Annotated in this window: 1 protein-coding gene; it reads right to left on the bottom strand. The window is 68.4% G+C overall.

Annotation, left to right across the window (positions count from 1 at the left end):
• Positions 1-282 (bottom strand): condensation domain-containing protein (locus ACLQ22_RS32050; protein WP_425695611.1); only part of this gene is annotated, 282 nt, incomplete at both ends.

The following is a 282-nucleotide window of genomic DNA, read 5'->3' as shown; positions in this document are numbered from 1 at the left end:
ACGAGTTGGGTGAGGACGTGGCGCAGGTAGCGGATGTGCCGCTGGGCGGTGGCGGTGTCGAACAGGGCGGTGGCGTACTCCAGGCTGCCCGTGATGCGGCCGTCGTGCTCGGCCAGGGAGAGGGTCAGGTCGAACTTGGCGCTGGTCCACGGGCTGGCCAGGGCGGTCACCTCGACACCGGGCAGGTCCAGGTCCACGTCCTCGTTGTTCTGCCAGGCGAACATGACCTGGAAGAGGGGGGTGTGGGCGAGGTTGCGGGTGGGGTTGACGGCTTCGACGACT

Origin of the sequence: Micromonospora sp. DT178 (assembly GCF_049841695.1) — a bacterium.
Taxonomy (GTDB): domain Bacteria; phylum Actinomycetota; class Actinomycetes; order Mycobacteriales; family Micromonosporaceae; genus Micromonospora.
The sequence above is the reverse complement of the archived record's forward strand: the minus strand, read 5'-3'. Positions and strand labels throughout refer to the sequence as shown.